Origin of the sequence: Aeromonas sp. FDAARGOS 1419, assembly GCF_019047045.1 — a bacterium.
In the GTDB taxonomy this organism is placed as follows: Bacteria; Pseudomonadota; Gammaproteobacteria; order Enterobacterales; family Aeromonadaceae; genus Aeromonas; species Aeromonas veronii.
This window is the reverse complement of record NZ_CP077209.1, coordinates 70,650-95,498: the sequence shown is the minus strand read 5'-3', so window position 1 is coordinate 95,498 and position 24,849 is coordinate 70,650. Positions and strand designations below refer to the sequence as shown.

General features: G+C 57.3%; 19 protein-coding genes and 3 tRNA genes. 14 read left to right on the top strand and 8 right to left on the bottom strand.

Going from position 1 to position 24,849, the window contains the following annotated elements:
- Positions 1-37: 37 nt before the first annotated feature.
- The 5 genes from I6L49_RS00465 (at position 38) to I6L49_RS00445 (ending at position 6,663) form a co-directional block, all read left to right on the top strand.
- A complete protein-coding gene (locus I6L49_RS00465) occupies positions 38-1,759 on the top strand; it encodes a glycoside hydrolase family 9 protein (RefSeq protein WP_216950344.1) in 1,722 nt (573 codons plus the stop codon).
- Positions 1,752-2,624 carry a BadF/BadG/BcrA/BcrD ATPase family protein gene (locus I6L49_RS00460; RefSeq protein ID WP_005362149.1) on the top strand — a complete coding sequence of 291 codons (873 nt, stop codon included), beginning with the start codon at positions 1,752-1,754 and terminating at the stop codon, positions 2,622-2,624. Before I6L49_RS00465 ends, I6L49_RS00460 begins: the two co-directional genes overlap by 8 nt.
- The gene (locus tag I6L49_RS00455) at positions 2,609-4,474 is read left to right on the top strand and encodes a beta-N-acetylhexosaminidase (RefSeq protein ID WP_216950343.1); all 1,866 of its coding nucleotides are present in this window, start codon (positions 2,609-2,611) and stop codon (positions 4,472-4,474) included. The genes I6L49_RS00460 and I6L49_RS00455 overlap by 16 nt, the downstream gene beginning before the upstream one ends.
- Positions 4,475-4,686: 212 nt before the next feature.
- Positions 4,687-6,240 carry a PAS domain-containing methyl-accepting chemotaxis protein gene (locus tag I6L49_RS00450; RefSeq protein ID WP_216950342.1) on the top strand — a complete coding sequence of 518 codons (1,554 nt, stop codon included), beginning with the start codon at positions 4,687-4,689 and terminating at the stop codon, positions 6,238-6,240.
- A 66-nt stretch (positions 6,241-6,306) separates the two neighbouring features.
- Entirely contained in the window at positions 6,307-6,663 is a 357-nt protein-coding gene (locus I6L49_RS00445) for an MGMT family protein (protein ID WP_128815249.1), read from the top strand.
- A gap of 16 nt (positions 6,664-6,679) precedes the next feature.
- Here the strand turns inward: I6L49_RS00445 and I6L49_RS00440 are convergent, their stop codons facing one another.
- Together I6L49_RS00440 and topA are read right to left on the bottom strand one after the other, a co-directional pair.
- A complete protein-coding gene (locus I6L49_RS00440) occupies positions 6,680-6,844 on the bottom strand; it encodes a hypothetical protein (RefSeq protein ID WP_005362157.1) in 165 nt (54 codons plus the stop codon).
- Between the two features lie 108 nt (positions 6,845-6,952).
- A complete protein-coding gene (gene topA, locus I6L49_RS00435) occupies positions 6,953-9,574 on the bottom strand; it encodes a type I DNA topoisomerase (protein WP_216950341.1) in 2,622 nt (873 codons plus the stop codon).
- Positions 9,575-9,929: 355 nt separating this feature from the next.
- Between topA and astB the strand changes: the two genes are divergently transcribed.
- From astB to I6L49_RS00410, 5 genes are all read left to right on the top strand, one after another.
- Complete coding sequence (gene astB, locus I6L49_RS00430) at positions 9,930-11,267, top strand: N-succinylarginine dihydrolase (RefSeq protein ID WP_113740423.1); 1,338 nt, start codon at positions 9,930-9,932, stop codon at positions 11,265-11,267.
- 241 nt (positions 11,268-11,508) lie between these two features.
- Positions 11,509-11,593, top strand: a tRNA-Tyr gene (locus tag I6L49_RS00425).
- A 38-nt stretch (positions 11,594-11,631) separates the two neighbouring features.
- A tRNA-Tyr gene (locus I6L49_RS00420) sits at positions 11,632-11,716 on the top strand.
- A 44-nt stretch (positions 11,717-11,760) separates the two neighbouring features.
- Positions 11,761-11,845: transfer RNA gene (locus tag I6L49_RS00415), tRNA-Tyr, on the top strand.
- 142 nt (positions 11,846-11,987) lie between these two features.
- On the top strand, positions 11,988-12,278 hold the full coding sequence (locus I6L49_RS00410) for a hypothetical protein (RefSeq protein WP_005353834.1): 291 nt from the start codon (positions 11,988-11,990) through the stop codon (positions 12,276-12,278).
- Here I6L49_RS00410 and I6L49_RS00405 read toward each other — a convergent pair.
- On the bottom strand, positions 12,252-15,500 hold the full coding sequence (locus tag I6L49_RS00405) for a transporter substrate-binding domain-containing protein (RefSeq protein WP_367947726.1): 3,249 nt from the start codon (positions 15,498-15,500) through the stop codon (positions 12,252-12,254). The two genes, I6L49_RS00410 and I6L49_RS00405, sit on opposite strands and share 27 nt — an antisense overlap.
- A 316-nt stretch (positions 15,501-15,816) precedes the next feature.
- Here I6L49_RS00405 and I6L49_RS00400 point away from each other — a divergent pair, with 316 nt between their 5' ends.
- On the top strand, positions 15,817-16,455 hold the full coding sequence (locus tag I6L49_RS00400) for a response regulator (protein WP_216950339.1): 639 nt from the start codon (positions 15,817-15,819) through the stop codon (positions 16,453-16,455).
- A gap of 26 nt (positions 16,456-16,481) precedes the next feature.
- Here the strand turns inward: I6L49_RS00400 and I6L49_RS00395 are convergent, their stop codons facing one another.
- The 4 genes from I6L49_RS00395 to I6L49_RS00380 form a co-directional block, all read right to left on the bottom strand.
- A complete protein-coding gene (locus I6L49_RS00395; RefSeq protein WP_216950338.1) occupies positions 16,482-17,687 on the bottom strand; it encodes a hypothetical protein in 1,206 nt (401 codons plus the stop codon).
- 14 nt (positions 17,688-17,701) lie between these two features.
- Positions 17,702-20,080: a CS1-pili formation C-terminal domain-containing protein gene (locus I6L49_RS00390; RefSeq protein ID WP_254127513.1), complete on the bottom strand. Its 2,379-nt coding sequence runs from the start codon at positions 20,078-20,080 to the stop codon at positions 17,702-17,704.
- Positions 20,081-20,171: 91 nt separating this feature from the next.
- Entirely contained in the window at positions 20,172-20,663 is a 492-nt protein-coding gene (locus I6L49_RS00385; protein WP_216950336.1) for a CS1 type fimbrial major subunit, read from the bottom strand.
- 45 nt (positions 20,664-20,708) lie between these two features.
- Positions 20,709-21,413, bottom strand: a complete 705-nt coding sequence (locus I6L49_RS00380) for a hypothetical protein (protein WP_216950335.1) — start codon at positions 21,411-21,413, stop codon at positions 20,709-20,711.
- A gap of 274 nt (positions 21,414-21,687) precedes the next feature.
- On the opposite strand from I6L49_RS00380, the gene I6L49_RS00375 reads away from it, so the two are divergent.
- The 3 genes from I6L49_RS00375 to I6L49_RS00365 all read left to right on the top strand — a co-directional run bounded on the left by I6L49_RS00375 (position 21,688) and on the right by I6L49_RS00365 (position 24,293).
- Positions 21,688-22,425, top strand: coding sequence for an EAL domain-containing protein (locus I6L49_RS00375; protein WP_216950334.1), 738 nt, complete (start codon positions 21,688-21,690; stop codon positions 22,423-22,425).
- Between the two features lie 256 nt (positions 22,426-22,681).
- Positions 22,682-24,043, top strand: coding sequence for a tRNA 5-hydroxyuridine modification protein YegQ (yegQ, locus tag I6L49_RS00370; protein WP_021229833.1), 1,362 nt, complete (start codon positions 22,682-22,684; stop codon positions 24,041-24,043).
- A gap of 1 nt (position 24,044) precedes the next feature.
- Entirely contained in the window at positions 24,045-24,293 is a 249-nt protein-coding gene (locus tag I6L49_RS00365; protein WP_005334896.1) for a YfhL family 4Fe-4S dicluster ferredoxin, read from the top strand.
- Between the two features lie 56 nt (positions 24,294-24,349).
- Here I6L49_RS00365 and I6L49_RS00360 read toward each other — a convergent pair whose 3' ends face one another.
- The gene (locus tag I6L49_RS00360) at positions 24,350-24,742 is read right to left on the bottom strand and encodes a DUF1090 domain-containing protein (protein WP_216950333.1); all 393 of its coding nucleotides are present in this window, start codon (positions 24,740-24,742) and stop codon (positions 24,350-24,352) included.
- Between the last annotated feature and the right edge of the window lie 107 nt (positions 24,743-24,849).

The following is a 24,849-nucleotide window of genomic DNA, read 5'->3' as shown; positions in this document are numbered from 1 at the left end:
TCACCGCCCGGCGGTGAACCACAGGAGTAATACCTTGATGGAACTCTTGATCAATCAGGTGGGCTACGAGTGCGACGGACACAAGGTCGCCCTGTTGCAAACCTCCCCCGCCCCTGATCTCGGCGGCTATGTCAGGCTGCAACGCCTCGATGATGGCCAGATCCTGTTTGAAACCCCGCTGCAACCAGCTGGCAGCGTCCCAGGCTGGCAGGGCCGCGCTTACTGGCGCGCCGACTTCTCCGCCTTCAAAGAGCCCGGCCACTATCGGCTGGAGGCGATCACTGCCCAAGGCATTGTCCGTTCAACCCGTTTTGCCATCGGCCAGGATCTGCTGGCCAGCCGCTGCCTCTCCGATGTCATCCACTACTTCAAGGGGCAACGCGCCAGCGGCACCTTCGATCGGGCCGACCGCAGCGCCCGCCTGTTTGGCACCGACCAGCACAAAGATGTGCACGGCGGTTGGTTCGATGCCAGCGGCGACATGAGCAAGTACCTGAGCCACCTCTCCTACGCCAACTACCTCAACCCCCAGCAGACCCCCATGGTGGTGTGGGCTCTGCTCAAGTGCCGCGAACTGCTGGCCCCGCGCCGCGATATCGACGGGGTGAACCTCTGCAAGCGGCTCAATGACGAGGCGCTGCACGGCGCCGATTTCCTCTGCCGGATGCAGGATGAGTCGGGCTTCTTCTACATGACCCTGTTCGACAAGTGGAGCAAGGACCCTGCCCAGCGCGAGCTGTGCGCCTATGCCACCCAGCAGGGGCTCAAGTCCGCCAACTGGCAGGCGGGTTTTCGCCAAGGGGGCGGCATGGCCATCGCCGCGCTGGCCCGCGCCGCCCGCGAGAGCGTCAGTGGCGACTTCGATGCCAGCCGCTACGCCGAGGCAGCCAAACGCGGCTACCTGCATCTGCGTGAACACAACCTCTCCTATCTGGATGACGGGGTCGAGAACATCATCGACGATTACTGCGCCCTGCTCGCGGCGGTGGAGCTGACCCGCACCTTCGGCGCCGAGTGGCTGAATGAGGCGAGAGCCCGCGCCAGCAAGCTCTGTGCCCGCCAGCGCCCTCATCCTGAGCTGGGTCACTACTGGTCGGCCAACGAGGATGGCTCGCGCCCCTACTACCACGCCGCAGAAGCTGGTCTGCCGGTGCTGGCGCTGCTGGAATATCTGGGCATAGAGCCGGATCAGGAATACAAGGCTAGGGTACAAACCGTGGTGGAGCTGGCGCTGGCCGCCGAGCTGGCGCTCTGCGCCCGCGCGGGCAACCCCTTCTCCCTCGCCCGCCAATATGTCAAAGGGGTGGATGAAGCACCGCGCGTCAGCTTCTTTATGCCCCACAACAACGAATCCGGTTACTGGTGGCAGGGGGAGAATGCCCGCCTCGCATCGTTGGCGGCCATGGCCTTTGCTGGCGCCCGCCACTTCCCCCGCCAGAGCCAGCCGCTCATCACTTACGGTCAGCGCCAACTCGACTGGATCCTCGGGCAAAACCCCTTCAACGCCTGCATGCTGGCGGGCCACGGCATCAACAACCCCGCCTATACCGCCGGGTATCCCAATGCGCTCGGGGGGATCTGCAACGGCATCACCGCCGGATTCGATGACGAAAATGAGGTGGCCTTTATTCCGGAGGAGTACAAGGATCGGCTGGATCAGAACTGGCGCTGGGGCGAGCAGTGGATCCCCCACGCCGCCTGGTTCGCCCTGGCCATCAGCTGGCAGAGTGCGCAGGGAAATGGAGGTCGCCATGATTGAGTTCTGGGTCGGCGTCGATGGCGGGGGCACCCACACCCGCGCCCGCATTCGGGATCGGGCGGGCAAACTGCTCGGAGAGGGGCGCGCGGCCGGCTCCAATCTGGAGCTGGGCATCCCCCATGCCCACGCCAATGTGCTGGCCGCCATCGCCAGCGCCCGCCTTGCCGCCGGGATCGCTATCGAGAGCGAACAACAGATGGGGGTCGGGCTGGCGCTCGCCTCCGCCGAGCTGGCCGACTGCTATCACGCCCTGCTCGAGATGCCCTTCCCCTTTGCCAGCGTCAGGCTCACCTCCGATGCCTTCGGTGCCTGCCTCGGTGCCTTTGGTGGCCGTGAGGGGGCCATTCTGATCGCAGGTACCGGCTCGGTGGGGCTTGTCTATCAGGAGGGGCAGATCCGCACCTGCTCCGGCCGCGGCTTCCCCATTTCAGACATAGGCAGCGGCGCCTGGTTGGGGCTGCGTGCCATCCAGCAATCTCTGCTCTGCCACGACGGCATTCTGCCCCCCAGCACCCTCGCCATCCGCTTGATGGATCGCTTCAAGCGGGATCAGGCCGAGGTGGTACGCTGGGCCGCCCGCGCCATTCCGGCGGACTATGGCCACTTTGCCCCCTGGGTGTTCGATGCCGCCAGCGATGGTGACGAGCTCGCCAATCAGCTGCTGGACGAAACCTGCGAGCAGCTGCAGATCCTGCTGGAGGGAATGACCCAGCTCGGAGCCAGACAGATCGCCCTGCTGGGGGGGATTGGCACCCGCCTCGCTCCCCGTCTCGGCCAGCTCAACCTGATCCCCCCCCAGGCAGATGCGCTCGATGGCGCCATCCTGTTTGCCCAATCAGAGGATTTTCCATGTCTACACCCCTGATCCACACCCAGGTCGCCCGACGTGACGGCGAGGATGTCTGGTTCACCTTCACCCTCTCCCGCATGCCTGATACCAAGTGGAAGCTGCACTTCTGTCTGGCTCGCCATATCGACCCCGACTCCTTGCACGGAGGCGAGCTGGAGCGCCAGAGCGGCAGCTACAAGGTGATTGTCCCGAACGCTGGCAGCAGCGAGCTGCGCTTTTGCTGCCGCCAGACGCCCATCAAGAAGCTCTCCGACATGCCGCAGGGCTTCTTTCTCAGCCTGCCGGAGGCGACCACGGGTGCCCAGCTGCTGCCGGTGACGCTGGCGGCGCAGGATCTCGGACTGGAGAACCCGCCGGTAGCCCGCCCAGATCTGCCGGATATCGAGCCTCTGCCCGGTATAGTACCGCAACCGGCCCATCTGGTACTGCTGGAGGGGAACTTCCGGCTGGCCGAGCGGGCTCATGTCAGCGCCCCCCGTGATGTGCCGAAGCTGCTGGCCCACTTCAACGAGCTGACGTCGCTGGCACTGGAGCAGGATCACGACGCTGAAATCCGGCTGACCGAGACCAAACTGGCACCCGAAGCCTACCAACTCACCATCACGCCGCAGGAGGTGGTAATTGCCGCCGCCGACGAAACTGGCTGGCGCCATGGGCTGGTGACGCTAGCCCAGTGGTATCTGCAACATGGGGAGAGCCTGCCCTGCGTCACGCTGGAGGATGCCCCGCGCTTTGGCTTTCGCGGCATTTTTCTCGACTGCGCCCGCCACTTCCACACTCCGGCAACTATCAAGCGCCTGCTCAAGCTGATGAGCCTCTACAAGTTCAACCGCTTCCACTGGCATCTGACCGATGACGAGGGGTGGCGACTCGAGATAAAGACCTTCCCGGAGCTGACAGACGTGGGTGCCTGGCGCGGCCACGATCTGGCAATCGGCCCCCAGCTCAGCGGCGGCGCCGAACCCTATGGCGGCTACTACACCCAGAGCGAGGTAAAGGAGCTGGTGAGCTATGCCGGTGAGCTCGGCATCACCGTCATTCCCGAGATCGACATTCCGGGCCACTGCCACGCTGCCATCAAGGCGCTGCCCGAGCTGCTGATCGAAACGGCGGATCACTCCCGCTACCGCTCGGTCCAGCATTTTGATGACAACGTGCTCAACCCTGCCCTGCCCGGCACCTACCGCTTCCTGGAGGCGGTGCTGGACGAGGTGTGCGAACTCTTCCCCGGCCCGCAGATCCACATGGGGGGTGACGAGGTGCCGACCGGGGTCTGGACCGACAGCCCCGCCTGCCAGCAACTGATGGTCGAGCAGGGCTACGCCGATTGCCGCGAGCTGCAGGGCCATCTGCTGCGCCACTGCCAACGCTATCTGGCCGCCAGAGGCAAACAGATGATCGGCTGGGAGGAGATCCTGCATGGCGACAAGGTGAGCCGCAAAGCGGCCATCTGTGCCTGGACCAGCTTTCAGGCGGGGCTGGATGCTGCCGCAGCCGGTTATCCTGTGGTGATGGCGCCCGCCCAGTTCCTCTATCTCGATCTGGCCTGGAGCGCCGATATTCATGAACCCGGCCTCTACTGGGCGGGGACCCTCAATCTGGAGCAGGTTTATGCTTGCGATCCTGCCCCAGCCGATTTCCATGCCAACGATAACATCCTCGGGGTGCTGAGCCCCTTGTGGTCAGAATTGATCACCAGCCGTGATCGTCTCGACTACATGTTGTTCCCGCGTATGCTGGCCACGGCCGAGGTGGCCTGGAGCGATCCCGCCCACAAGGGCTGGGAGCACTTCGCCGCCCGCCTGCCGGGTCAGCTGCAGATCCTCGATCAGTTGCAGGTGCGCTACCGGATGCCACAGAGGTAATGTTGTCTCTACTTTGGCGGCCAATCGGCCGCCTTTTTTACGATTAGCCAACAAAACATCAACTTCCCCCTACCATTCATCCGCCATTATTGGCAAAATCCAGCCCCCAATGAAGCTGGTCTGCCTCCTGCTGGCGCGAGCCTGCGGTCACCTCCAGATCTGCCACAATAACAACGACAACATTATCAACAAGAACATCGGAGCGTATTCCTATGGCCCGCAGAGATGTCCATACCCTGGATAGCGAAGTGGAGTTTCCTGCCGACGTACAACTGGTCTCCACCACTGACCTGCGCGGGGTGATCACCTACGCCAACCCGGCCTTTTGCGAAATCGCAGGCTACACGGTCGATGAACTGGTGGGACACAACCACAATCTGGTACGCCACCCCGACATGCCCAAGGCCGCCTTCGCCGATCTCTGGGCCCGCCTCAAGGAGGGCAAACCCTGGCGCGGTATGGTAAAAAACCGCTGCAAGGATGGCCGTTACTACTGGGTAGATGCCTATGTGACCCCCATCTATGAAGGCAACAGGATCAGCGGCTACCAGTCGGTACGCTGCAAGCCCGAGCCCCAATTCAAGCGCATCGCCGCTCAGACCTACCAGGCACTGCTCAAGGCCGAGCGCGGCAACAGCAGCAACCTTCCCTCTCTTGCCAGAGTGCGCACCCCGGCCATTACCCTGCTGCTGCTCGGCCTGATGGGCTGGGCCTTCGCCAGCCAAGGGGCCATGACCGTCCTGCTGATGCAGCTGCCCCTGTTGCTTATTGGCGGAGCCTACTGGCGCGAGCTCTTTGCCCTGCCCCACTATCTGCAGCAACTGGGCCGTGAATATGACAGTCTGACCCGGCTGGTCTACTCCGGTGACAACCCCGGCGCCATTGCCGATTTTCATATCAAGATGCTGCAGGCACGCATCCGAACCGTTTTGGGGCGGATCAACGATGCCACGGCACCTCTGCAAACCCTGGCCATCAATCTTAAGCAGGCCTCTCATCAGGCCTGTCTCGATATCAACGAGCAAGATGCCCAGACCCAGCAGATGGCTACGGCTATGACTCAGATGGCTAGCACGGCCCACGAGATCGCACGCAACATTCAGGACTCTAACGGTCAGGTCAACGAAGCTCGCAATCGTTGTGAACAAACCAACCAGCAGTTGAACCAGACCGAGCAACAGATCGAACAGCTCGCCAAACAGGCAGAGCTGGCGTTCAACTCGGCAGTAGAGCTCGCCAGCGAATCCGAACGGATTGGCAGTGTCATGGGCGAGATCCAGGGCATCGCCGAGCAGACTAACCTGCTGGCCCTCAACGCCGCTATCGAAGCCGCTCGCGCCGGGGAGCAGGGCCGTGGTTTTGCAGTGGTCGCCGACGAGGTGCGTACTCTATCGACCCGCACCCACAAGGCGACCGAGCAGATTCAGGGCAGCATCAAGCAGATCCAGCACACTCTGGGACGCTGGAAGGGTCTGATGCAGGAGAACCTGCAACAGACCCGCACATGTGCCGAGATGACCCGCCAGGGCGCCAGCAGCCTCCATACCGTGCTGGCAGAGATAGAGCTGGTCACCGAACACTCCACTCAGATCGCCACCGCTGCTGAGCAGCAACAAGCGGTCGTGGAGGAGATCAGCCGCAGCATCCACCAAATATCCGCATACTCCCACGCCAACAGTCAGAAGATGCTGGATGTCGATCACTCAAGTCAGGCTCTGCTGGAACGGGCCAAGCAACTGAAGGGGCTTAGCCAGACCTTCGGCTGAATCATTGCCAGCCCCATGACAGAAGCGCCACAATGGCGCTTCTGTTGTTTTTGACGAATCGGGTCTATGAACATTGAACCAAGTCCATCCCCATTGAACAAAACAGCCCGTATCGAAGCAATCATCGCCCTGATCCCGGCAGGCCGGGTGGTCAGCTATGGTCAGGTGGCCGATCTGGCGGGGCTGCCCGGACGGGCAAGACTGGTAGGCAAGGTGCTGCGGGAAACCGACAAGGTCCTGCCGTGGCATCGGGTGCTGGGCGCAGCGGGCACTATCTCGTTACCGAAAGGATCGCCAGGCTTTGCCGAACAGACGGGACGCCTGCAGCAGGAGGGGGTCGTGGTGATCGGGGGGAGGGTCAGAATGAAGGAGTGGCAATGGCAGCCCGATCTGGCCGAGCTGCTTTTTCTACTGCCGTTTTGAGGGGATCACAGCCGGATCACTCCAGCAGCGCCAGGATCTCGTCGCTGCGCACCTGCACCGGTATGGTCTCGTCCGCGCGCTGAAGCAGCACCAGCAGACTCTGCCGGTCAACCTCCAGCACATAGGCCGCCCCTTCCCGGGTCATACAGCTCATGCCCGGCCGGATCTCGTTAATCTCCATCTCAACCTCCTTGTCTACTTCGCGATTGACGACAGCTGCACTCCTTGCAGCTGTCTCAGTATACCGCTATCCATAAGCAAAGAGGCCCCTTGTCGGGGCCTCTTTTCATCAGGCTTTTTTAGCCTTTGGCAAACTCTCTTGCCAGGTACCGTTGTCGTAGTGAGCGGTCCAACCGGTCGCCTTGCCGTTGACCTCGCTCATCACGTACTGCTCCTTGGTCTTGCGACTGAAGCGTACGATGGCGGGGTTGCCGTCCGGATCGGTGAGCGGGGCACCGGCCAGATACTTGTGCTTGGCGGAGATGCGATCCTTGAAGCGCTTGAGCTCTTCCACCAGCGGCGCTCGGGTCTCGCGGGATTTGGGGAAGTTGCTGGCCGCCAGGAACAGACCGGCAGCCCCGTCACGCAGCACGAAGTGGGCATCGGACTGGGTGCACTTGAGCTCCGGCAGCGGCACCGGATCCTCCTTCGGCGGCGCGATGTCGCCGTTTTTCAGGATCTTGCGGGTGTTCTTGCAGGTCTCGTTGGTGCAGCCCATGTACTTGCCGAAACGGCCGTTCTTGAGCTGCATCTCGGCTCCGCAACGGTCGCACTCGATGCTCGGCCCTTCGTAGCCCTTGAGCTTGAACTGGCCCTTCTCGATCTCGTAGCCATCGCAATCCGGGTTGCGACCACAGACGTGCAGCTTGCGGCTGTCGTCGATGATGTAGGCATCCATCGCTGTACCACAGACACCGCAGCGGTGCTTGGCGCGCAGCGCTTCGGTTTCCGCCTCTTCGCCGTCAGTGGCGGAGACAAACTCGTCGGCAGAGACCAGGTTGATGGTCTTCTTGCAGCGCTCTTTCGGCGGCAGGGCATAGCCGGAGCAGCCAAGGAAAACACCGGTGGTGGCAGTACGAATGCCCATCTTGCGGCCGCAATCCGGGCAGTCGATATCGGTCATCACCATCTGGTTGGCACGCATGCCGCCCTCTTCGGGCGCCTTGTCGGCCTTCTCCAGCTCCTGGGTAAACTCGGCGTAGAAGGAGTCCAGTACCTTCTTCCACTCCAGGCTCCCTTCGGCGATGCCATCGAGCTTGTCTTCCATCTTGGCGGTGAACTCGTAGTTCATCAGCTCGACGAAGTTCTCCACCAGACGATCGGTGACGATCTCACCCATCTTCTCGGCGAAGAAACGGCGGCTCTCGACCCGCACATAACCACGATCAACGATGGTGGAGATGATGGAGGCGTAGGTAGAAGGACGGCCGATGCCGCGTTTTTCCAGCTCGCGCACCAGCGCCGCTTCAGTGAAACGGGCCGGCGGCTTGGTGAAGTGCTGGCGCGGATCCAGCTTGACCAGTTTCAGCACCTCGCCAACGGTCACCGCCGGCAGCTGACTATCTTCACCCTTGCGACCCATCGGCGGCAGGGCCTTGGTCCAACCGGCGAAGCGCAGGGTACGGCCACGGGCCTTGAGCTCGAACTCACCCGCCTTGACGGTCAGGGTGGAGGAGTCGTATTGAGCCGGGGTCATCTGGCAAGCAACGAACTGACGCCAGATGAGATCGTACAGACGCATGGCATCCGGCTCCATCCCTTCCAGCATCTCGGCAGTCACCTGTACGTTGGAGGGACGGATCGCCTCGTGCGCTTCCTGGGCATTGGCCTTGGCGCCATACAAATTCGGCTCGGCTGGCAGATAGGCAGCGCCATACTGCTCGCCGATATATTCACGCACCGCCTCAACCGCCTCTTTGCTGAGGTTGGTGGAGTCGGTACGCATATAGGTGATGTAACCCGCTTCATAGAGACGCTGGGCCATCATCATGGTCTTCTTGACCCCGAAGCTCAGACGGGTAGAGGCCGCCTGCTGCAGGGTGGAGGTGATAAACGGCGCGGACGGTTTGGAACCGGTCGGCTTGTCTTCCCGGTTAACGACCTTGTAGTCGACCCCTTCCAGGGCTGCGACAGCGGCAAAGGTCTCGGCCTGGGTCACCGGCTTGAAGTCGGCCCCGTTGCGGCTGACCACTTCCATCCGCAGATCGCTCTTGTCGGCGGTCAGCAGGTCGGCATTGAGATCCCAGAACTCGACCGGAACGAACGCCTTGATTTCGCGCTCTTTATCGACGATGAGACGCACCGCAACGGACTGCACCCGACCGGCGGAGAGACCGCGGGCCAGCTTTTTCCACAGCAGCGGGGAGACCATGTAACCCACCACGCGGTCGAGGAAACGACGGGCCTGTTGGGCATTGACGCGGTCAATATTGAGTTCGGACGGCTGGGCAAACGCCTCCTTGATGGCGCTCTTGGTGATCTCGTTGAACACCACGCGCTTGTAGCGGCTGTCATCGCCACCAATGATCTCGCGCAGGTGCCAGGCGATCGCCTCTCCTTCTCTATCCAAGTCGGTTGCGAGATAGATGGTGTCGGCTTTCTCGGCCAGACTTTGCAACTCGCTGACCACCTTCTCCTTGCCGGGCAAAATCTGGTAGTTGGCCTGCCAGCCAGCGGTCGGATTGATACCCATCCGGGCAAACAGGGCCTTGCGATCCTTGGCAGCCTTCTCGGATTCGCTCAACTTGATGCCGCGAATGACAGGTTTCTTGGGCTCGGTGCTGGCGCTGCCGCTGGTGGGCAGATCGCGAACATGACCCACGCTGGATTTCACCACGTAGTCCTTGCCCAGATATTTGTTGATAGTCTTGGCCTTGGCCGGAGACTCCACTATGACCAGTGATTTGCCCATGCTGTAACTATTATCCTCATTGCACCCGACGGGGTTGGTGTGCGGTTTTGTGGGGCTGTATAAGAGATTTGGCGCGAAAAAGCAATCTTGTGAGCAAATTTGCCTGACCAGCCCGAACCACACGGCTTCTTTTATTGCTTCTTTATTTATTAATGCGAAGGCAACAGGCCGGACGCAACCGCTTTTTCAATTTTCTGCCATACTGCCCCTCTTTTTATATCTGAAACGACATAAAAACGTCTGCTGGTTACCAGCTTGTTACAAAAACATAAAATCTCTTTATAATGGCCCAACCCCGACGCATTGTGCGCGGAAGGAACCGCTACCCATCATAAAAATCGAAAGGATGTACTCAATGAAGCACTTCGAGGTCAATTTCGACGGTCTGGTCGGCCCGACTCATAACTATGCTGGCCTCTCCTACGGCAATGTTGCCTCCCAGAGCAATGCCCAGGAGGCTTCCAATCCGAAAGAGGCCGCCAAGCAGGGGCTGCGCAAGATGAAGGCGCTGACCGAGCTTGGCATGACCCAGGGGGTACTGGCGCCACAAGAGCGTCCCGATCTCGCCACCCTGCGCCGCCTAGGCTTCACCGGCAACGATGCCCGGGTGCTGGAGCAGGCCGCCAAACAGGCTCCCGCCGTACTGGCCGCGTGCTATTCGGCTTCCAGCATGTGGACTGCCAACGCCGCTACCGTCTCCCCCAGTGCCGATACCCAGGATGGCCGCATTCACTTCACCCCCGCCAACCTGACCAACAAGTTTCACCGCTCCCTGGAGCCTGATGTCACTGGTCGCATCCTGCGCGCCGTGTTCAACAATGATCGCCACTTCAGCCACCACCTCCATCTGCCGGAGAATGACCACTTCGGCGACGAGGGGGCGGCCAACCACACCCGCCTCTGCCGCGCCTATGGCGAGGCGGGGGTCGAGCTGTTTGTCTATGGCCGCAGCGCCTTTGACTACTCCCGCCCGGCGCCGAAGCGCTACCCGGCACGCCAGACCCTGGAGGCAAGCCAGGCCATCGCCCGCCTGCATGGCCTTGGCGAGGAGAGCGTGGTGTTTATTCAGCAAAACCCGGAGGTGATCGATCAGGGGGTATTCCATAACGACGTGATCGCGGTGGGCAACCAGAACGTGCTCTTCTTCCACCAGCAAGCGTTCCTCAACACCGAAGCGGTGCTGGCCGAGATCAGCGACAAGTTTGGCGAGGGGGATTTGCACTTTATCGAAGTGCCGACCGCCGAGGTATCCGTGCTGGATGCGGTGAAATCCTACCTGTTCAACACCCAGATCCTCACCTTGCCGAGCGGTGAGATGGCCATCATCGCCCCCACCGAGTGCCGCGATAATCCGGCGGTGTCGGCCTATCTTGGCAAGCTGCTGACGCAGGAGACCCCGATCAAGGCGGTCCACTATATGGATGTGAAACAGAGCATGCGCAATGGCGGCGGCCCGGCCTGCCTGCGACTGCGGGTTGCCATGAACGATCAGGAACTCGCTGCGGTCAATCCGGCCTGCCTTATCAACGACAGCCAGTTTGCCCGCCTCGATGGCTGGGTCGATCGTCACTACCGCGACCGCCTGACCCTCGATGACCTGCGGGATCCGGCACTGGTGCAGGAGTCCCGCAGCGCACTGGACGAGCTGACCCAGATCCTGAAACTGGGTTCGGTCTACCCGTTCCAGCGCTAGATGTGATGCCCGGCAAGACCGCCGACACTGGCGGTCTTCTGCTATCTGCCTTCTCTTCAGCGCGATCGCCAAATTGCACTGATGCTGTTTTGTGCAGAAAAGCAGCGCACAACTTGCTGATAAGCTTGAATTTTGAGCTGGATGTATCAAAAAATCGACGAACAGTCATTTTTTACTGCCAGATGCCTCATCAAGGGGTTCACAAAGCCTCTGGATCTGATAGTATGCGCCTCGCACTTGGGGAGGGGTTCCCGAGCGGCCAAAGGGATCAGACTGTAAATCTGACGGCTCTGCCTTCGAAGGTTCGAATCCTTCTCCCTCCACCATTCAAGTGCAAAGTAGTGACAATCAGGAAATACCCCGTGGAGGGGTTCCCGAGCGGCCAAAGGGATCAGACTGTAAATCTGACGGCTCTGCCTTCGAAGGTTCGAATCCTTCTCCCTCCACCATTTCCCTGATTGCAATGGCTGAATACAATTTGCTTTGCCCCTGTGGAGGGGTTCCCGAGCGGCCAAAGGGATCAGACTGTAAATCTGACGGCTCTGCCTTCGAAGGTTCGAATCCTTCTCCCTCCACCATCATTCAAGAAAACCCGGCCTCGCGCCGGGTTTTCGCTTTCTGCTATCCCCCTCACACTTTTTCGGCATTGTCAGATCTGACAGTTGCAATTGCATCCCATCTTGCTCATCGTGGCATCATCGACATCAGAGTGTTCAAATCATGTTTGAAGTCTGGGACGAGCATGGTCACGCCACCGGTCTGACACTGCAGGCGCTCAAAGTCAGAATCAGCAACGACTATCAGGGCGATCTGATGGTGCGCTACAGCAACAAGCTGGGACTCCCCACGACCCTCTTTCTGACCATTCATCAGGGCGTTGCCTATCAACGCTTCAAAGCGGGCTCGCCAAAACTGGATTGGGAATGGCTGGCCAGCGCAGGCAATGGCCACAGCCCCCGTAATTTTATGAGCGAACAGTTCCCCTTACTCCAGCTCTCCTTGGATAACTGAATGCCCCTCTCTTTCGCTCAATAACGTCAATTCATCGATGATTTGCTGTAATTGGGCACGAAAGCGTGTCAGCTCATCTGTACAAGCTGGCGATCCAAACTGACGGATTTTTTCTTCCAATCGCCATGCCTGTTCAGCCAATTCCGGCGCCATCATCATGCTGATGGTCCCCGCCTGACGATGCACCCAATTGGCCAATGCATTGTCATCAAGTGGCTCCTGCGCCATCGACTGTTCAAGCTCCTGGCGAAAAAGCGGAAACATCTGCTGCAACTTGTCACCATGACCAAAAAATGCCTCCATGGCTGCAATATCAATCAAGGTTGGCGCGGGTAAGATTTGCCACTTCAGCAACATCTGGCGCAGAGTATCCAGCAGCACCGGTTTACCCAACAGATCGTCCATGCCCGCGGCAAAACAGCGCTGAGCCTGCTCTGGTAACACATTGGCCGTCATGGCGATGATCAGCTGCCGCTCGCCTTTCTCTGCAGCCCGTATCCTGCGCGTGAACTCATAACCATCCATCACCGGCATCTGACAGTCACAGAGCACCAGCTCATAGGGATGCTGCGCGACCATCTCGAGAGCCTGCTGGCCATGCTCTGCCACATCGCAGTTCATCCCAAGTTGCCTGAGCTGGCGTATTACCAGCGACTGGTTGAGGGGATTATCCTCCACCAGCAATACCCGACAGGGCTGTATGGGTGCGCTCTTTCGCATCCCTTTCGTTGCCGTCCCATCGCTCAAGCCAAGCTGGTGATAGCAAACTTCCCGCACCGCATGCCAGGTCATGGGATTGCTGTTGAGGGTGTAACCCTCCTCATCACAACGATAACCGAGGGGGGTTGCCAGCGGCAGCACCCGGATGACCCTGTTGCCCACCAACTCATGGTCTGTGAAACGCAACTGAGCATCACCAGACTCCGACGTTCGTGTTACCCCCAAGGCATCAAGATGCAACAACAGGGTGTGGCGCAGCTTCTCGTCATGGAGATCGATGTGGACTTGCACGCCATTGAGACGGAGATCCGGCTCTCGCTGTGCCAGCACTGGCAACGTGACCGTCAGGCTGATAAAAGTGCCCAGCCCAGGGGCACTCTCCAGCCGGATCTCGCCACCCATCAAGGTGGCCAGGGTCTGGCAGATACTCAGCCCCAAGCCGGTACCACCATAACTGCGGGTGGTGGAGCTCTCTGCCTGCTCAAAGGCATTGAAGATCCGGCCTAGTGCCTCTGGGCTCATACCGATGCCACTGTCGCGCACGCCGAAGCACAATTGCTGTTGCCCCTCCCCCTGCGACAGCAGTTGCACCGAGAGCTCGATAAAGCCCCGCTCGGTAAATTTGATGGCATTGCTGACAAAGTTGAAGAGGATCTGGCGCAGACGCAGCGCATCACCGCTCACCCGAGCCGCCACACCGGCATCCGCCCAGAGATAGACGCGCAACCCCTTGCGATGTACTTCGCTCACCGTCATGGTCAGCACGCCGTCAAGCAGCTCCCGAACAAGAAACGGCGCTTCTTCGAGTTGCATCTTGCCCGCTTCCAGCTTGGCGAAGTCGAGCACGTTGTCGATCAGCGCATGCAACCCCTGGGCACCGCGGTTGATAACCTCCACCATCTGGCGCTGATCCTGAGTCAATTCGGTAAAGGTGAGCTGTTCCGCCATACCGATAATGCCATTCATAGGCGTGCGAATTTCGTGGCTCATGGTGGCCAGAAACTCCCCTTTCTGGGTGGCGGCAGACTCCGCCTTGGTCTTGGCTCTGGCGAGTGCTGCCTCAACCTGATGACGACGGACTATCTCCTGACGCAGCCGCCAGTAAGCCACCGATAGCACCAGAATAAAGAGTGTGATCGCCACCCCGGCGGGCAGCAGGGTGCGCACCAGTTTCGCTCTGGGGATACCTTCGCTGTAATTGAGCGCCAGCCAGCTGTTGCGTATCTGGCGCTGCTCCTTGTCGCTCATGCTGGCAAGCACCCGGTTGACCAGGGGCAGCAAGGGAATGTAAGGCTCACGTACAGCAACGGCCAGCTCATCCTTGAAGGGGGTGGGCGCGGCAATATGAAGCTGGTCATCAAACTGCTCGGTGATAAGACGGGAGACCACCACCAGATTACCGATATAGGCATCTCCCTCACCTGCGGCAACACCGGTGAGCCCCTCGCTGGCACTCTTGGTCGTGATCAGTTTAATGTCAGGCACCAGTGCCCTCAGCTCGGGGATCAGCATGCTGTCGGTCAGCAACAGCTTTTTACCGGCCAGATCGGAGAGATCCCCGATCGGAAGGCTGCCACGGGCCGTCACCAGTACCAGAGGGAAAGATGCGAAGGGCTCGCTGGCATGCCACCCCATCAGCCGCTTGATGACCCGGGCGGGCAGTATCGCAAGATCCACATCGTGATGCAGCAGTTGCTGTTGCAGGTCAGGCCAATCCTTTACCGGTATTCGGCTGTAAGCCAACCCCAACTTATCCTGCAGCAAGCTCAGATAATCCAACATCAAGCCGACCGGGTTACCATCCTCATCGTGATAAGCGAAGGGCATCCAGCTGGGAAGCAATCCCAGTTTCAACGGTGACAATGACGAGAGCCAGGCTCGCTCATCAGGACGCAGTAAAAAATGACTGTGCCCCATAAAATTGGGCTCCAGGCTCTCCTTCAGCCAGCGTTTCTCCAGTTCACTGCGCGCCTCGACCGTTAGCGCCTGAATCGCCGTATCAAGCCGGATAGCAAGAGTGTGTTTCTGGCTGGCAATGCCAAGGTGAAGGGTCTCCATCAACAAGGGTGACTGGGCGACTACTGCTAGTGCCGGGTGACGCTCTATAAACAGATTGGCTACATGAAGGTTGCCGATATAGGCATCTGCCCGCCCTTGTTCAACTGCCTGCAGTGCGCTACGGGTATCGACAAAGAGCCGGGGCGTGACATTGGGATAATGCAGCTTCACCAGTTTCTCGGTCAGAAAGCCTTTTTCGATGGCAATGCTCGCTGACTGCAACCGACTCACATCCCGAAACAGGGGGCTGTCCTGGCGCACCACCACCACTGTCGGCGAGGTGTAGTAAGGCAGGCTATAAGTGACGCACTGGCGCACTTCAGAGTTAAAAGCATCGAGCAGGATATCGAGCTTGCCACGGCAGGCATCGGTATACATTGCCCCCCAGTCGGGGTAAACCCGCCAAGCAATCTTGTAGTCCAGCTTTTTGGCCAATTGCTCCATCAATTCGACACTGAATCCGACTGCGCCCCTGCCATCCCATGCTGAAAAGGGCCCCATCCTCCGGCCAATATTCCGACTTCAATCGTTGGGACAGAGGGACCAGATTTCGCCAATACGGCAGGCGTCAAGAAAAAAACAGAGACAATAATTATGAATCGTTTGATTAATGACATAAGCGAACAATATATAAACATAACGATTCAAATATATTTATCAAAAGATATATGCACCTGAAAAAATGGGGTGCGCACGGTAGTATAGAAATGTTAGCTTTGATAGCCTGAATATTATTCACCGTTTCATAAGAGGCTCATCCATGTCCTTCAAGATTATTCTTGCCGATGACCACCCCTTGATTCTGACCGGGATCCGCAGCCTGATTGACCAGATAACCCCCAAATGTGAAGTGATCGCCGAGGCATATCAGGTATCTGACTTGCTGAATTTATTGCAGCAACATCATTGTGATTTGCTGATCACTGATTTCAGCATGCCGGGAGATACCCGTAGTGATGGCATGGTCATGATCCAGCAGTTACGCCGGGATTATCCCAATCTACCCATTATCGTGCTGACCCAAATCCAGAACAGTGCCATCTTGCAATCCCTTATTCAGGTTGGAGTAAAGGGTCTGATACTAAAGAGATCGGTTATTAATGAATTGGCTGATGCCATTCGCCAGATATTGCTCGGCCATCGCTATATTGGCCCAGCGGTAAAAATGTTGCTGGCCAATGCCGGAGTCTCTGCTCAAGGCGAAACCCACCCGCTTACACCAAAGGAGAGTGAAGTGGTGCGCCTACTGGCCAGCGGCATGTCGGTCACTCAGGTTGCCGACTATCTTCATCGCAGCGTCAAAACCATCAGCACCCAGAAAAAAAGCGCCATGGTACGACTCGGCTTGCAAAGTGATAGCGAGCTTTTTCAATACGCCAAAGAACATGGATTTTACTAAAAAAAAATATGATGCTGTTATGTAAGTCAGATAGCAGCTTCAATTATAATAGTAATATTTCCCTTGTAACGCCCACCGGGATGTTTCATCATCTCTGATACTTGCGCACCTTTTATTTCAAATTTGAATGGCCGTTCATCACCTGATAGTATTGAGTGCCCATAATAATTTTCATCTTTATTTGGATATGTTAAATATTGATTGCCACGCATCCCTGTTGCATAGACATCAACTGGTACAGAGTGGTTTGCTCGCTCATTTTTAATCAAACAGCGATTTCCTTCAGTATTTATATATTGGCATTTCAATCGTACATTATAGGGTGCAGATGCCCATATCCTGGTAGCCAAGGTCGCAGTTAATGATGCTGGGGTCTCACGATTATTGCGATGAATCCAATTAGCCCAACCACCACCCGGCTGTAGATCCAGCTGTTGCTCTTTCAATGGAAACAAGACTTTCAATTGATGTCTAACCGATAACGTTAAATTAATGACAAGTTGATTATCAGAATATACACCATTACCCAAACTTATATCACCATCTTTACCCATTGAAAGTGTTAATGACCCACTATAAGTACCATTAGGCATATCCAGTGGTGATGGTGGTTTTATTTTAAAGCCAAACATAACCATATTGATGGTATATAACCCATCATAAGGTTTCGCTGATTTCTCTGTATAACAAGATTTTCCGGCTAGATTGCCCCATAATAGAACCCATCTGGAAATACGGTTGGGGTAATATCCATAATTTCTATTTACATATCTACACCCCCCCGATGGCTTTGTCATGCCATTATAAACATCTTCTGCCCCATCATCATACTTAATACCTGTCTCCCAATCAGCCCCTAACTGTTCTGGAATAACATCAACAGGAAACTCTTTTCCATTCCCCGATTTGATAGTCATTATTTTCTTTCCTGATAACCCAAGGAAAACAAATGCATCTTTCTTATCCTTAAAATCCTTTACGACGACTCTGTTTATGGTCGTTTTAAATGAAAACAGTAAGCTATCGAGCGATGCAATTTGTCCAGAACACTGATTTATAGTCACCCCTGGCAACTGGTTTTTGCATGCAGTGGTGCTTTTAAATATACCACGAGCATCCTCATAAACTGCTGGCTTATATTCGGCGGTCACATCCACTGTTGCTGCATTTGCTGAAAGGCAAAATATACACATTGCAACATATAGGCACCTCAAAATAAACTTGAGCAACATTGAATATCCTTAAATTATTTTCTTGCCAGTAGCTGTTCATGACAAACAAGATCACCAAGAAGCCATGTATCTTGCTTCCATTTTTTATCATCTTGGTTCAATAACATCTGACATTGTAATCTGCCATCATGCTCGACATGAAAACTTGGGTTTGTCTTACTCATTTCCATTACAAAAAAGCCATCATTCTCACTAATTGTGCGACCGATATGGTTCCGTACCAACGCACCCTTTAGCGGTTTGCCGTCCTTATTTAGTAGCCGCCCTATAACAGTAACTGTGCTCATGACATTCACCTGGCCATAACCCACCCCACCGCGGTTAAGGTGATAGGGAAGCACACTTGGTTTGATGGTGAGCGGTACCCCCTCCTGATCGGCCATCTCCAGTTGCAAGGCGCCACTTTGCAAGGCTGGCAACGAGACCAGATGGCGACCGGGTCCTAGGGTCTGTACGCTGCCAAGATCGTCGCTAACCCGGATCCGCGCCGCCTCGTCATCTGTGTCGATATCGAGGATCATCGCAGCCTCATTGCCCATACCGCCCATCTCGCGGGAACCCACTGCCAGCTCCCCTTCCTGCCCCAGCGCCAGCACACTTTCCAGGTTGACGCCGCCGGTCACCTGTTCGTTATAGGAGGAGTGCTGGGCAAACAGATCCCCCCCCAGCCAGGGCGATGCAAAACGGCCATAGCCTGACAGACCGGTGCCATAGCTGTCGTGGGTACTGCCCACGCTGACCTGACGCAGTGGCCCCCAGTCTACCTCCTGCTGATAATTGAGATAGGCACTGCGCTGGGCACCGCCCGAGCGTGAGGTATTGCTGCCCAGCCCCAGCGACAACTGGCGATCATCTCCCCCCAAGTTGATAGTGAGACTCAGCGTGCTGCCGCGATCCCGCTGCTGCGCCGTGCTCTCGCTGCCGGGACGATCGAACAGAGTCACCCCCCAGGTCACCCAGCGCCCCCACAACCTGTCACTGTAGTGCCATCCGAGATCCACGCCATTGCCGCGGCCGGACTGGTGAGAGACATAGAGACCGAGGGTTCCCCATTTTTCCAGCGATTGCTGCAGCGACAGGCTGGACACCGCACTTGCTTCCTCCTGCTTGCGCAGATTGCGCGAATGACTCGCCACCAGACTGCTGTTGCCATGCCAGTAGATCCCCTGCAGATCGTAGCCCCACCCCATGCCAGCACTCTGGTTAAGTGAGGCAAAACCGTGAAGCTGGCTGGTCGCCTCCCAGTCGAGTGAGAGGGAGTGCTGGGCGCGTCTGTCCACATACTGGCTACCCGCCCCCACCACCAGCGAGGGAAGCAGCAGGTGGTTCACCGCCATGCCGCCACTGGCCCCCTCCAGATCGCTATCGCCTTGGCGTACCAGCCAGCGGGTCTGACGCCCGGCAAACAGATTGAAACGCCACGGCTCCTCCGGCGTCTGCCAGTTGGAGGGTTTGTAGATCATCTCGCGCCAACGGCGGGTCTCCTGACCATCCTCCAGCAACCGCAGCTCTACCTCGTAGATACCGCCGGGCAGCGATCGGGTATCGAGTGCCTGCAAACCGGATACGACTGGCTGGGACTGGATCAGGTTGCCATCACGATAGATCTCCACCATGCCCGGCCGGGCCGGTGCCACCTGGATCGGCACCAGACTGGGCACCCCGCGCTCCCGGCGCAGCAGATCCGAACTGCCCCACATCACGCCAAGTACTGTGGGCGTCGCGCCACTGTAGTAGTTCGGCTGACGCACCAACCCCTGCGCCGAGGGAAAGAAGAAGCCAAGGCGATAAAAATTGGCTTCATGGAGCCGCTCGCCATAAAGCTGAGCCAGGCCCACTTCACTCGATTGTCCCTCCTGCCAGGTGGCATCCCCCTCCATAAAGGGGGTCCACTGTCCCCAGCTGCCCTCCAGCTGCAGGTTGTAGTGGCCGTTGCGCTGGCCGCTCTGCACCAGGTTCAACTGGTTCTGGATCAACAACCCCTTGCTCTCTTGGGGTAACGCAAAAAAACGCTGATCACGAGTGTCTTGTTCCACCTGACCAGTCAGCACCGAGAGCTGGGACTCCTCCAGGCTGTATTGCAATCCCACTATGCCTTCGGGACAGCCACGGCTGCACTCGCCAAGCGGCATCTGGGCTCCCAGCTTGCTCAACCAGCGTTCACGCGTACCCTCATCAAACTCGCTATCCTGCACATCCACCAGTGAAAGCAGCTGTACCGAGTTATCCCGCCCTAGCAGTACTTCCCCATCCCCCAGCAGACGACCGTCGACAGTGACTCGTACCATCAGGGGGACGCCAAAAAAGTGCTCTTCAAACCCTTCTGGCAACTGCCGCGCCTGTTGCAACAGCAGTGCGGCATCTGCAGCTACTAGCTGGGTAGAGAACAACATCACAAACCAGAAGAAAAGAAGAGAACGAACCATAGTCAACCTGTATAAAAAAGGGGCCAAACGGCCCCTTGGGTCTTAGCTTTGGCTGAATTCAGTTTCCCGGTGGGGCTGGTGGAGCTTCAGACTCAAACAACATACTGACGACGCCCTGATAATTGCCTGACTTGTAGCCCCCGGTTGGTGCCGCAGCGGGGATTATCTCCAACCCGACCTTTTTGCCGGTACTGGCTTCCGCTAGGTTCAGCAAATCTTGAGAAGTGGTAGTCAGTGGCGTACCTGCAACCTTGACCGTCAGCCCGATGCTCTCCTTACCACTGGCCATGGTGGCTGGATAGACCAGATAGCCCTTGATGGTGCCCAGGGTGCTCTTCATCTCCAGTTGCTTGGCTAAGGGCTCCAGTTTCTGGCTAAAGGGGTTAAAGGTCAGTTTCTGTGGGGTATTCATCCAATCCCCGACCGGCTGCACATAGAATTTGTCAGTCGGGATCTGCGCCGTTACTGTAACTGTATGCTCCACCTGCTCGGCCGCCGTTAGGGAACCGCTTGCCAACAACAAAATGGGGGCGAACCATAACCTCTTCATAACCGCTCCTTATTCTTTGATGATATTCATATGACATATCGATGTTCAGGCCTTGAACTCCTTGAATACCGATTGCTTTCCTTCGATCAGTTCAAAACGAACCGTGCTGGTAGCATCTTTGCTGACCCGTTTTTTAACGCCGGGCAGCAGATGCATCTTCTCCGGTTGACTGCACGACGTTTCTTTTTTGTCACACAGCTCCAGATAATCGAGAATAACGGTGGCATTGCCCCGGTTCTCCACATAGAGAGCACCGTTTTCACGCTTAATCCGGGTGTCATAACGGGTCTCTTTGGGTGCCACAAACAGGATGGTGCCAAAACCGGTCATGATGCTGACCCCGGCGCTAATTTGTTGCTGTGGTGGCAATTCGGTTATTTCATCATCCTGTGGTTTGACCGGCACAAAACGCACCCGAAAATAACGTTCTCGCTCCCGCACTCCCATATAGATAAAACGGGTAGCCTGCATACCACCTGCCGGAATAATCAACCGTGATGGACTTGTCACCAGCTGACGAACGCCCTCCTCCGGTAACTCCCGCTCCTTCGGCACGCCATCGGCACCATATATAATTTCGGCCAAGGTTATTTTGACAAAGGCCGTCTCATCGCCAAGATTTCTAACCCGCTTGAGTAGGGTAGTTTTTTCTGCCGACATATAGTCATATAAGGTGCCAACGCTAATATCCGGCGACGCCAAGACATTGCTGCTGAATATAATCAGCAACACAGCAAAAATCTTATTCATGAATAATGATCACACTGTAAAAAAGATAGAAAGTGACGCCTTCATTGCAGGCTCCGAAAATATATAACCTCCACATATGCAAATCGCCCAATGATCATATTTGGCTCAGCGATTCGTCATTGAGGCCAGTTTAGATAATCCACACAGCGGACTTAATCGGAATAATCTGATACTGCCAAAGTATTTTTTCTGCAAACAATCAGACAATTCCTACAGCCAGCTTTCAACATCCTCCCCTATTATCCGAAATCATCTCAGTCAGCAGGGAAGTGACATGTTTGCGTTTAAAGAAGAGTTTCCGGTCGGTGACGTGGCATCCCTGACGACAGCGGACATTGCCGTGCCCTTTTATCAGCCAATCGTTGACCGGGATCGCCAGATCATCGGCTTTGAGGTGCTGGCCAGACGCTGGGAACCCCACCAGCAGCGCTATCAGGGAATAGACTTTCCCTCTCTCAGCGATGAGGAGTCCCTGCATGTGGATATCGTTATGCTCAGAGCCATTTGGCGTGATCTGACCGCGCTGGCACGCCATGCTCCTTGCTCCCTCTCGATAAACCTCAACCCCGCTTTTGAGAGCACAACATATAAGAACCTGCTGTTACTCACCCTCTTACAGGCCCGCAAGCTGGATATCGCAATCTGGTTCGAGGTGGTGGAGTACGCCCCGCTAGAGCGCAAGGAGCTGGCCCTGATCGAGGTACTGCGCAGCCACGGCGCCCATATCGCCTGCGATGACTTTGGCACCCAGGAGTGCAATTTTCAGCGAGTGATGGCGCTCCCCTACGAGATCATCAAGCTGGATCGCTCCCTGCTGCTGCAAGCGACCCAGAGTAGCCATGCCTTGCGCATGCTGACCGGACTGGTGGAGTACCTGCAGCGACTCGGCATGAAGGTGGTGTGCGAAGGGGTGGAAAACCAGACCCATATCGAGATTGCCGATCAGCTCGGCTGTGACTATCAACAGGGTTACGTCTACGCCATGCCCTCCCCCCTCTCCCGTTGGGCCTGAGCGGCGGTTTCATTTCGGCATCCTATCGGCTCGCGCAGCCAATAATTTCCTGCCAAATTGCATGATGACGTGGGGGCGAGTACAATCTCGCACCCCGAATATCCGGCGCATCTTCTTTCGATAGCCCCGGATATGCCGTCATCGGGTCGCGCTGCATTGAGCCTCCTCTCGGAGGGCATCTTGCACCGCAGCTCAACCACTACGATGCCATCAGGTGGCATCGTCCTGATTTGCAATCAGATATAAAGAGTCCGCCATGTTTAAACCAGAATTGCTCTCCCCCGCAGGTTCCCTCAAGAACATGCGTTACGCCTACGCCTATGGCGCCGATGCCGTCTATGCCGGTCAGCCCCGCTACAGCCTGCGGGTGCGCAACAACGAATTCGATCACGAAAACCTGCAGTTGGGCATCAACGAAGCCCATGCACTGGGCAAGCAGTTCTATGTGGTGGCCAACATCCAGCCCCACAACTCCAAGCTCAAGACCTTTATCCGCGACATGCGCCCCGTGGTGGAGATGAAGCCCGATGCGCTGATCATGTCCGACCCCGGTCTTATCATGATGATGCGTGAAGCCTTCCCGGATATGCCCATTCACCTCTCGGTGCAGGCCAACGCGGTCAACTGGGCCACGGTGAAGTTCTGGCATCAAATGGGCCTGACCCGCGCCATCCTCTCCCGCGAGCTGTCGCTGGACGAGATCGAAGAGATCCGCATGCAGGTGCCGGAGATGGAGCTGGAAGTGTTCGTTCACGGCGCGCTGTGCATGGCCTACTCCGGCCGCTGCCTGCTTTCCGGCTACATCAACAAGCGTGACCCCAACCAGGGCACCTGCACCAACTCCTGCCGCTGGGAGTACAAGGTGCACGAGGGTAAAGAAGATGACGTGGGCCAGATCGTCCACCGTCAGGAACCGATCAAAGTGCGTCCGGACAACACCCTGGGCCTTGGCAAACCGACCGATGCGCTGGTGCTGCTGGAAGAGTCCAACCGCCCGGGCGAGTACATGAGCGCGTTCGAAGACGAACATGGCACCTACATCATGAACTCCAAGGACTTGCGTGCCGTCGAGCACGTCGAGCGACTGACCAAGATGGGCGTTCACTCCCTGAAAATCGAAGGGCGAACCAAGTCTTTCTATTACTGCGCCCGTACCGCTCAGGTTTACCGCAAGGCCATCGACGATGCAGTGGCAGGTCGTCCGTTCGATCGCAGCCTGATGGGCACCCTCGAAAATCTGGCCCACCGCGGCTATACCGAGGGCTTCCTGCGCCGTCACAACCACAGCGAATACCAGAACTACGACTACGGCTACTCCGTCTCCGACACCCAACAGTTTGTCGGCGAGATCACCGGTCGCAAAGGTGACATGGTCGAGGTCGAGGTGAAGAACAAGTTCCTGGTGGGCAACAACCTGGAACTGATGACCCCGCAGGGCAACGTCCGTTTCAATCTGGAGCAGATGGAGAACCGCAAAGGGGAGCTTATCGACACCGCGCCGGGCAACGGTCACGTGGTCTATGTGCCGGTCCCGAAAGACCTGGATGTGAACTACGGCATCCTGCTGCGCAATCTGGGCGAGCGCGAGGATACTCGTCAGCCCCACTCGGCCGCCTGAAATGGCACTGCTTATCACCGACAAGTGCATCAACTGTGACATGTGCGATCCCGAGTGCCCCAACCAGGCCATCAGCCTGGGTGAGGAGATCTACGAGATCGACCCCAGTCGCTGCACCGAGTGCGTCGGTCACTATGAGAAGCCGACCTGCATCAGTGTCTGCCCTATCGACTGCATCATCTGGGATCCCGCTCATGTGGAGACCGAAGATCAGCTGATGGAGAAGTTTGTGCGGATGCACAGGCAGTAAAACGAAAAAAGGCCGAGCAATCGGCCTTTTTTGATCCTGCGTTCAGCGGCTAGCCATCACTTGCCGACCAGCCGGATCAGTTTGTCCAGCTCACGCTGGGCCTCCAGCATCCGGGTCTGGGACTCCTCCAGCCTGGCCTGCCGCTTGGCAATCTTCTCCGGTTTGCCACTGACTCTCGCCTCCTGCAGCTCGAGCAGGCGCTCGTCCACCTCGCCGCGCAGTTTGTTAACCCGCTCTTTCTGCTCCTTGAGCAGACCTTCATCAGTACAGTTGGCCTTGATATTGCGTGCTGCCTGTTCCAGCCCGGCAATCTGCCCGGCATTGTTGTGTGCTTTGGCAAACACCTGCTGGTCATTGACGGCCTGCAGACGGGCCTTGCAACCGACAGCCTCACTGCCAGAGGCCTGACCCGCCAATAGCAGCAAGCCGGCTCCCAATACTTTCCACATCTCGATTCATCCGGTCTTGTTTGCGAGCTGACCATAAAAAACTCGATCGGCAGCAGGGTCAAGCAAGCGGGAAAAAGGTGCGACAGAAGTTGTGCAACATCACGCAA

Bases quoted from the DNA above. Each gene is read 5' to 3' on its own strand.
- I6L49_RS00460 (WP_005362149.1), top strand. From the start codon at position 1,752: ATGATTGAGTTCTGGGTCGGCGTCGATGGCGGGGGCACCCACACCCGC.
- I6L49_RS00410 (WP_005353834.1), top strand. From the start codon at position 11,988: ATGTTTGAAGTCTGGGACGAGCATGGTCACGCCACCGGTCTGACACTG.
- I6L49_RS00455 (WP_216950343.1), top strand. From the start codon at position 2,609: ATGTCTACACCCCTGATCCACACCCAGGTCGCCCGACGTGACGGCGAG.
- yegQ (WP_021229833.1), top strand. From the start codon at position 22,682: ATGTTTAAACCAGAATTGCTCTCCCCCGCAGGTTCCCTCAAGAACATG.
- I6L49_RS00365 (WP_005334896.1), top strand. From the start codon at position 24,045: ATGGCACTGCTTATCACCGACAAGTGCATCAACTGTGACATGTGCGAT.
- I6L49_RS00465 (WP_216950344.1), top strand. From the start codon at position 38: ATGGAACTCTTGATCAATCAGGTGGGCTACGAGTGCGACGGACACAAG.
- I6L49_RS00400 (WP_216950339.1), top strand. From the start codon at position 15,817: ATGTCCTTCAAGATTATTCTTGCCGATGACCACCCCTTGATTCTGACC.
- I6L49_RS00395 (WP_216950338.1), bottom strand. From the start codon at position 17,687: ATGTTGCTCAAGTTTATTTTGAGGTGCCTATATGTTGCAATGTGTATA.
- I6L49_RS00360 (WP_216950333.1), bottom strand. From the start codon at position 24,742: ATGTGGAAAGTATTGGGAGCCGGCTTGCTGCTATTGGCGGGTCAGGCC.
- I6L49_RS00380 (WP_216950335.1), bottom strand. From the start codon at position 21,413: ATGAATAAGATTTTTGCTGTGTTGCTGATTATATTCAGCAGCAATGTC.
- I6L49_RS00405 (WP_367947726.1), bottom strand. From the start codon at position 15,500: ATGGAGCAATTGGCCAAAAAGCTGGACTACAAGATTGCTTGGCGGGTT.
- I6L49_RS00440 (WP_005362157.1), bottom strand. From the start codon at position 6,844: ATGGAGATTAACGAGATCCGGCCGGGCATGAGCTGTATGACCCGGGAA.
- I6L49_RS00375 (WP_216950334.1), top strand. From the start codon at position 21,688: ATGTTTGCGTTTAAAGAAGAGTTTCCGGTCGGTGACGTGGCATCCCTG.
- I6L49_RS00390 (WP_254127513.1), bottom strand. From the start codon at position 20,080: ATGTTGTTCTCTACCCAGCTAGTAGCTGCAGATGCCGCACTGCTGTTG.
- astB (WP_113740423.1), top strand. From the start codon at position 9,930: ATGAAGCACTTCGAGGTCAATTTCGACGGTCTGGTCGGCCCGACTCAT.
- I6L49_RS00385 (WP_216950336.1), bottom strand. From the start codon at position 20,663: ATGAAGAGGTTATGGTTCGCCCCCATTTTGTTGTTGGCAAGCGGTTCC.
- I6L49_RS00450 (WP_216950342.1), top strand. From the start codon at position 4,687: ATGGCCCGCAGAGATGTCCATACCCTGGATAGCGAAGTGGAGTTTCCT.
- I6L49_RS00445 (WP_128815249.1), top strand. From the start codon at position 6,307: ATGAACATTGAACCAAGTCCATCCCCATTGAACAAAACAGCCCGTATC.
- topA (WP_216950341.1), bottom strand. From the start codon at position 9,574: ATGGGCAAATCACTGGTCATAGTGGAGTCTCCGGCCAAGGCCAAGACT.